The organism is Deltaproteobacteria bacterium, from assembly GCA_005879535.1.
Classification (GTDB): Bacteria; Myxococcota; Myxococcia; order Myxococcales; family 40CM-4-68-19; genus 40CM-4-68-19.
This window is the reverse complement of sequence record VBKI01000059.1, coordinates 73,242-79,414: the sequence shown is the minus strand read 5'-3', so window position 1 is coordinate 79,414 and position 6,173 is coordinate 73,242. Positions and strand designations below refer to the sequence as shown.

The window sequence follows — 6,173 nt, the reverse complement described above, 5'->3', positions numbered from 1 at the left end:
TTCAGCGCCTTGGTGATCTTCTGCGTGTTCCGCACCGACTTGATCCGGGTGCGGATGGCGCGAAGGGAGGCCATTTATGCCTTCGCCGGCGTTGGCTTGAAGACGCTCTTGAACTCCTCGAGCGCCTGATCCAGCGCGGTGCGCACGTCGTCGGTGAGGTCCTTCTTCTCACGCAGGAGCTTCAACGCCTGCGGATGGCGCGTCTCCATGAACTCGATTAGTTCCTGCATGTAGCGCTGGACGTCCGTCACCTCGATGTTGCGGATCCAGACCACGCCGCTCTTGTGCTTCTGTGTCCCGGCGTAGATCTGGATGATCTGCTTCTCGACGGCCATCGGCACGTACTGACCCTGCTTGAGGATCTCGGTGAGGCGGGCGCCGCGGGCGAGCGTCTCCTGCGTCGCCTTGTCCAGGTCGGATCCGAACTGCGAGAACGCCGCGAGTTCGCGGTACTGGGCCAGTTCGAGACGCAGGCTGCCGGCGATCTTCTTCATCCCCTTGATCTGCGCGTTGCCGCCTACCCGGGAGACGGAGATGCCGGCGTTGATTGCGGGCCGCTGGCCGGCGTTGAAGAGGTCGGTCTCGAGGAAGATCTGCCCGTCGGTGATCGAGATGACGTTGGTAGGAATGTACGCGGAGACGTCGCCTGCCTGGGTCTCGATGATGGGGAGCGCGGTCAAGGAGCCGCCGCCGCGGTCCTTCGAGAGCTTCGCGGCGCGCTCGAGCAGGCGGCTGTGCAGGTAGAAGACGTCGCCCGGATAGGCCTCGCGACCCGGCGGGCGGCGCAGCAGCAGCGAAAGCTGCCGGTACGCCACGGCCTGTTTGGAGAGATCGTCGTAGATGATCAGCGCGTGCTGGCCGTTGTCGCGGAAGTACTCCCCCATCGTCACGCCGGTGTAGGGGGCGAGGAACTGCAGCGGCGCCGGGTCGCTGGCGTTGGCCGTGACCACGGTGGTGTACTCCATCGAGCCGTGATGGTTGAGCCGATCCACGACGCGGGCGACCGTCGACTGCTTCTGGCCGATCGCGACGTAGATGCAGAACATGTTTTGGCCCTTCTGATTGATGACCGCATCCACCGCCACCGCCGTCTTGCCGGTCTGGCGGTCGCCGATGATCAGCTCGCGCTGACCACGGCCGATGGGAATCATCGAATCGATCGCCTTGATGCCGGTCTGCATCGGCTCCTTCACCGACTCGCGGGCGACGATGCCGGGGGCCTTCACTTCGATCTTGCGGCGCTCCTTTCCCCCGACCGGTCCTTTGCCGTCGATGGGCTCGCCGAGCGCGTTGAGCACCCGGCCGACGACCTCGGGGCCGACGGGCACGTCGGCGATGCGTCCGGTGCGCTTGACGACGTCGCCCTCGCGCAGGTGCTGCTGCTCGCCCATCAGCGCCACGCCGACCGAATCCTCCTCGAGGTTCAGCACCAGGCCGATCAGCTCCTTCGGGAACTCGACGAGCTCTCCGGCCATCACGCCCTCGAGCCCATAGACGCGCGCAATGCCATCTCCGGTGGAGAGGACCGTTCCGGTCTCGCTCACCTCGACCTGCTTGCCGTAGCCCTTGATCTGCTCGCGGAGGATGCGGCTGATCTCGTCCGCCCGGATTTCCGCCATTTGCTCTGCTCCTGAACTGCGAAGGGATTACCCTGGCGCGCTCTTCAGCTCCTGGCGCATGCGCTCGAGCTGGGTGCGCAGGCTGCCGTCGAGCATCGTCGGTCCCACCTGAGCGACCACACCGCCGATGAGCGACGAATCCGTCTTCGACTCCAGCACGATCGAGCGGCCCGTCATCCGCCCGATTGCCTCGCGCAGGCGATCCAGATCCTGATCGCTGAGCGGGCCGGCGGACGTCACCGTGGCGCGGATCCGGCCCGCCTGCTGGTCGACCAGCGCCCGGTACACGCGCGCGAGAGCCGCAGGAAGTTCGCCGTCAGCGGCGAGAGCTTGAGCACCTTGGCGACGGCGTCGACGGCGCCATGGCGCTGCTGCTGCGTGTAGCCCGGATTGACGAGCAGGAAGCCGAGCTCCGGGCTCTGCTTCATCGCCTGGACCACCGATTCCAGCTCCTCGCCGTACTGCTCGAAGCGGCCCTCGTCAAGGCCGAGCGAGAGCAGGGCGCGGGCGTAACGTCGGGCGACGCTGGAGTCGATCAAGTCGATTGCTCCCTGTAAAAACCGTGAAGGCGCGGCTACCTAACACGTGGCACAGGCAGGGTCAATGCGCTGCGGCGTCGAGGGGTTGTGCGTAGTTTTGCCGCATGAAGCTCATCGTGCAGGGCAAGCAGATGCGGGTCAGCGACGGCCTGCGGCGCTATGCGGAAGAGCACCTCGTGATGCCGCTGCGCCGCTTCTACGACAACGAAGCGGCCGAGCTGCGCGTCGAGGTGGGGATCGACAACCGCAACCGCGGCGAGTCGAAGCAGTGCCACCTGACGTTCCACATGCCGGGCACGCGGACCATCCAGATCGAGGAGACGACGTCCGATGTCTACGGCGCCCTCGACGTCGCCGCCGATCGCCTGGTCCGCGTCGCGAAGAAGGAGCTCAGTCGCATGCGCCGTCCCAAGGGCCGCCACAAGCAGCATCCGCTCGCCACCGTCGTTGCCGAGGGAGGCGTCCCGGGTGGCCTGGTCGAGGACCTGCCGAACGGGCGCGCGCTCCAACGCGTGGAGCGCCAGACCTCCCGGCCGCAACGCCGCCGCAAATAAAGAGGAAACTCTGCGCGCTTCGCGCGCTCTGCCGTTGATTCGAAGCAGGACCCGACGCGCCCCTTGACGCGACCCGACCCTGTTTTACGTTGCGCTCACCGACGGGATGAGGGGCAACCCCCGGAGATCCCGCAGGATTTTCATTCGCCGAAAGGAGCACAGGTATGGCCATCATTCGTCGTAACGATCCGTTCCGCGACTTGCTCGCGCTGCAAGACCATCTGTTCCGGACCTTCGATTCCGCCTACCGCGGCAGCGGCCGCGAGGACGAACAGTCGATGGTGGCGACCTGGTCGCCGCTCGTCGACATCTTCGAGGACGGCGAGGGCATCACGCTGAAGGCGGAGCTGCCCGAGGTCGACGTCAAGGACGTGGACATCCAGGTCGAGGGCAACACGCTCACCCTGAAGGGCGAGCGGAAGCTGGAGAACGAGGAGAAGCGGGACGGCTATCACCGCGTCGAGCGCACCTACGGAGCGTTCAGCCGGACCTTCACGCTGCCGAGCACCGTCGACGTCGAGCACATCACCGCCGAGTCGAAGGACGGCGTGCTTCGCCTCTTCCTCCCGAAGAAGGCGGAGACCAAGCCGCGGCAGATCAAGGTCGCCGCAGCCGCGCCGCACACGCAGTCCGCGCCCGTCTCGAAGCAGTAAGCGGTCGGACCAACCGCTGAGCGCGCAGAGGGAATTGGTTTCTTCCCCTGCGCGCTCGGTGCGTTCTGCGGCTTGGTTCCTGGTTACTTCTTGGCCGGGACGCTGCTGCTGCCGCCCGTGTCCATCTTGCAGGTTCCGTCAAAGAACACGCCGCGGTCGATGACGATCGACGCGGTCGTCAGGTTCCCGCGCACCTTGGCCGGAGCCTTCAGCTCGATTGCCTTCGAGGCGGTCGCCTCGCCCTGGTAATCGCCGAGGCAGGTGAGCGTGCCGACCTTGACGTTGGCCTTCACCTCGGCGCCTTCGCCGATGATCAGCTGGTCGGTGGAGATGATCTCGCCCGAGAACTTGCCGTCGATCCGGACGGTGCCCTCGAAGATCAGCTTGCCTTCGAACTGGCTGCCCTTGCCGAGCAGCGCGTTGAGCTCGGGAGTGCGCGAGGCGGGAGTGGGAAGAGGCGCCACGTTCGAGGGAACGAGGGCCGTGGTCTGAGCGGGAGCAGTATTCTGTGCCATTTTCGTTTCGGTCCTCGGTTGCAGGAGGGTTGCCTTCTAGCAGATCCGAACACGCGCGCGGCCAGGTTTATTTGAAGGCCGCCGCCGCCAGCACGAGCAGCACCAGCGCTTCGCCAGTGATGAAGCCGGAGGCGAGTGGGATGTTGTAGACGTCTTCGGTCTTCGGACTCACCTTGTGCCACACATGCTGAACGATCCCGCCGATCATTCGAGCAGCGTGAGCACGACGCCGATGACGAGCGCGATCAGAGGCGCCTGCAGCGCGCTCGAGGGAAGCGCCCCGAATCCTCTCGAGCCTGGGCTTCTGCCCGACGGAGGCGCCGGGCTCGTCGCGGCGGCGGCCGCTCACGGCGCCATGAGCGATCCGGGCTTCCGGCGCTGGGGCGTCCGTCGCTCCGGCTCTGCCTTCGGACGTGGTCATTCCCCAAGGATTGCGGCGAGCACGCGGTCCAGCTCGGCCAGGCTGCCGTAGCGGATCTCCAGCGTACCGCTTCCGCCCTTGTCCTTCAGCTGGACCTTCACGCTCAGCTTGCGTTGCAGCTTTTCGACGAGGTGCCGGAGCTGCGCCCCTCCGTCCCCGTCGCGCCTGCGCTGCGGTTGGCGCTTCGATTTCAGCCGTTGGACCAGCGATTCGACCGCGCGAACGGATAGCGCCTCGGCGATCACTTTTTCGGCCGCCTTCCGCAGATCGCCTTCGTCGTGGATCGCGAGCAGCGCACGCGCGTGCCCCATGCTGAGCTCGCCGGAGACCACCGCTCGCTGGATGGGCTCGGGCAGGCGGAGCAACCGCAGGGCATTGGCGACGGTGGAGCGGTCCTTGCCGACCCGCGCCGCCAGCTCTTCCTGTGTGAGCCCGTGCTCCTCGATCAGCCGCCTGTACGCCCCGGCTTCCTCGATGGGGTTCAGATCCTCGCGCTGGATGTTCTCGATCAGCGCGATCTCGAAGGCCTCCTTCCCGGTGACCTCGCGGACCATCACCGGCAGCTCGCGGAGCCCGGCCTTCTGGGCGGCCCGCCAGCGCCGCTCGCCGGCGACCAGCACGTATCCTTCGCTGTCGCGCCTCACGATGAGCGGGAGGAGCACGCCTTTGCTGCGGATCGACTCCGCGAGCTCCTCGATGTGCGCCTCGTCGAAGTGGCGGCGCGGCTGCGACCGGTCCGGGCGGATCTCCTCGATGCCGAGGTTCATCACGCCCTTGCGCTCCGAGGGAGAGCCGCCGGGGATCAGGGCCCCGAGTCCACGCCCCAGCGCGGGCCGCTTCAGCGCCTTCGATTCCATCATCAGGTTCTCCTGAGATTACGCGTGCTTGCGATCTGCGACCACCGCGCGGTGGCGGTGCAGCATCTCTTCGGCGAGCTGCAGGTAGCTCTGCGCGCCCTTCGATTCGATGTCGTAGAGGATGGCGGGGCGGCCGTGGCTGGGCGCCTCGCTGAGCCGGACGTTGCGCGGGATCACCGTGTCGTAGACCTGCCCGGGCATGTTGGATTGCACGTCCTTCATCACCTGCCGGGCGAGGTTGTTGCGGGCGTCGAACATGGTGAGCACGATGCCTTCCATCTCCAGCTCGGGCTTGAGCGACGCCTTGACCAGGTCGATGGTGCGCAAGAGCGATCCGAGCCCTTCCAGGGCGTAGTACTCGCATTGCAGTGGCACCAGGACGCGGTCGGCGGCGACGAGCGCGTTGACGGTCAAGAGCCCCAGCGACGGTGGGCAGTCGATGAGGACGTACTCGTACGCGCCGCGCAGCGGCTCGAGCGCGGCGCTCAGACGCGACTCGCGCGAGTCGATCGAGACCAGCTCCAGCTCGGCGCCGACGAGGTCGGCACCGGAAGGCAGCACGAACAGGTGCGGGACTTCCGTGGGCAGGACGGCCGAGCGCGCGTCGGCCTCCCCGAGCAGCGCGTGGTAGATGGTCGGCCGCTCGCTCCGATCCCGGGGGATTCCGATGCCGCTCGTGGCGTTGCCCTGCGGATCGAGGTCGACGAGCAGGACCTCGCGCTCCCGGGCGGCGAGCGAGGCAGCCAGATTGACCGCCGTGGTGGTCTTCCCCACCCCGCCCTTCTGGTTCACCACCGCCAGCACCAGCGCCATGCACCCTCCCCCACCGTGGTAACGCGCGAGTACCACGCGGGTCCCACATCGATCAAGAAGCCGTGCGCCCGTTCCACGTGAAACGATCCGACACGTGGCTGGGGTTCCACGCGCGCGCGGCCGCGCGCATCTTCACGCCCCGGCAGAACCATCGAGAGTGGAGACACCAATGAGAATCGCTTGCGTCTTGGGACAGGGTTTC

At 66.8% G+C, this 6,173-nt stretch carries 9 protein-coding genes and 1 pseudogene; 2 read left to right on the top strand and 8 right to left on the bottom strand.

The window, feature by feature from the left end; translation table 11 throughout:
* The 4 genes from E6J58_10025 to E6J58_10010 all read right to left on the bottom strand — a co-directional run.
* On the bottom strand, positions 1 to 74 hold a 74-nt coding region (locus tag E6J58_10025; GenBank protein ID TMB38164.1), incomplete at its 3' end, for a hypothetical protein.
* Complete coding sequence (locus E6J58_10020; GenBank protein TMB38154.1) at positions 75 to 1,619, bottom strand: F0F1 ATP synthase subunit alpha; 1,545 nt, start codon at positions 1,617 to 1,619, stop codon at positions 75 to 77.
* 27 nt (positions 1,620 to 1,646) lie between these two features.
* A complete protein-coding gene (locus tag E6J58_10015) occupies positions 1,647 to 1,907 on the bottom strand; it encodes a hypothetical protein (protein ID TMB38153.1) in 261 nt (86 codons plus the stop codon).
* Positions 1,856 to 2,164: a hypothetical protein gene (locus tag E6J58_10010; GenBank protein TMB38152.1), complete on the bottom strand. Its 309-nt coding sequence runs from the start codon at positions 2,162 to 2,164 to the stop codon at positions 1,856 to 1,858. Before E6J58_10010 ends, E6J58_10015 begins: the two co-directional genes overlap by 52 nt.
* Positions 2,165 to 2,262: 98 nt before the next feature.
* On the opposite strand from E6J58_10010, the gene raiA reads away from it, so the two are divergent.
* Both raiA and E6J58_10000 read left to right on the top strand, forming a co-directional pair.
* A complete protein-coding gene (gene raiA, locus E6J58_10005) occupies positions 2,263 to 2,712 on the top strand; it encodes a ribosome-associated translation inhibitor RaiA (GenBank protein ID TMB38151.1) in 450 nt (149 codons plus the stop codon).
* A 164-nt stretch (positions 2,713 to 2,876) separates the two neighbouring features.
* Positions 2,877 to 3,365 (top strand): Hsp20/alpha crystallin family protein, encoded by a 489-nt coding sequence (locus E6J58_10000; GenBank protein ID TMB38150.1) that lies wholly within the window; start codon positions 2,877 to 2,879, stop codon positions 3,363 to 3,365.
* 83 nt (positions 3,366 to 3,448) lie between these two features.
* Here E6J58_10000 and E6J58_09995 read toward each other — a convergent pair whose 3' ends face one another.
* From E6J58_09995 to E6J58_09980, 4 genes and pseudogenes are all read right to left on the bottom strand, one after another.
* The gene (locus E6J58_09995) at positions 3,449 to 3,880 is read right to left on the bottom strand and encodes a polymer-forming cytoskeletal protein (protein TMB38149.1); all 432 of its coding nucleotides are present in this window, start codon (positions 3,878 to 3,880) and stop codon (positions 3,449 to 3,451) included.
* Between the two features lie 67 nt (positions 3,881 to 3,947).
* A pseudogene (locus E6J58_09990) lies at positions 3,948 to 4,174 on the bottom strand (peptide transporter).
* A gap of 123 nt (positions 4,175 to 4,297) precedes the next feature.
* A complete protein-coding gene (locus E6J58_09985) occupies positions 4,298 to 5,161 on the bottom strand; it encodes a ParB/RepB/Spo0J family partition protein (protein TMB38148.1) in 864 nt (287 codons plus the stop codon).
* Positions 5,162 to 5,176: 15 nt separating this feature from the next.
* Positions 5,177 to 5,971: a ParA family protein gene (locus E6J58_09980; GenBank protein ID TMB38147.1), complete on the bottom strand. Its 795-nt coding sequence runs from the start codon at positions 5,969 to 5,971 to the stop codon at positions 5,177 to 5,179.
* Positions 5,972 to 6,173: the final 202 nt, after the last annotated feature.

Bases quoted from the DNA above. Each gene is read 5' to 3' on its own strand.
- raiA (TMB38151.1), top strand. From the start codon at position 2,263: ATGAAGCTCATCGTGCAGGGCAAGCAGATGCGGGTCAGCGACGGCCTG.
- E6J58_10000 (TMB38150.1), top strand. From the start codon at position 2,877: ATGGCCATCATTCGTCGTAACGATCCGTTCCGCGACTTGCTCGCGCTG.
- E6J58_09980 (TMB38147.1), bottom strand. From the start codon at position 5,971: ATGGCGCTGGTGCTGGCGGTGGTGAACCAGAAGGGCGGGGTGGGGAAG.
- E6J58_10020 (TMB38154.1), bottom strand. From the start codon at position 1,619: ATGGCGGAAATCCGGGCGGACGAGATCAGCCGCATCCTCCGCGAGCAG.
- E6J58_09985 (TMB38148.1), bottom strand. From the start codon at position 5,161: ATGATGGAATCGAAGGCGCTGAAGCGGCCCGCGCTGGGGCGTGGACTC.
- E6J58_09995 (TMB38149.1), bottom strand. From the start codon at position 3,880: ATGGCACAGAATACTGCTCCCGCTCAGACCACGGCCCTCGTTCCCTCG.